The organism is Paraburkholderia sp. SIMBA_030 (genome assembly GCF_046535245.1).
GTDB lineage: Bacteria > Pseudomonadota > Gammaproteobacteria > Burkholderiales > Burkholderiaceae > Paraburkholderia.
In genome coordinates, this window is record NZ_JAWRXB010001134.1 from 1 (window position 1) to 252 (window position 252).

Genomic DNA, 252 nt, shown 5'->3' on the forward strand with positions numbered 1-252 from the left:
GTCATCCTGACCGTTGCCTTCGCGGTCCCGCTGACTGCGCTGATCATGGCCAACAAGCCGTTGCCCGGAAACATCTACCTGGTGGACCCCAACTCGCCGCTCCAAATTGTGGTGGGCATTGGAATCGTGGTGGGTGCTTTGGCAGCGGTCCGGGCCAACAAGCGCTTCCTCGCGGTCCTCATGGTGTCCGTCACCGGGTACGGCATCGCACTCATGTTTGCCTTCCAGGGAGCGCCGGACCTGGCGCTGACC

1 protein-coding gene is annotated in these 252 nt (G+C 63.1%); it reads left to right on the forward strand.

Annotated elements, in window-relative coordinates; genetic code table 11:
* Window positions 1–252 (forward strand): hydrogenase subunit MbhD domain-containing protein (locus SB772_RS43575; RefSeq protein WP_410838976.1); only part of this gene is annotated, 252 nt, incomplete at both ends.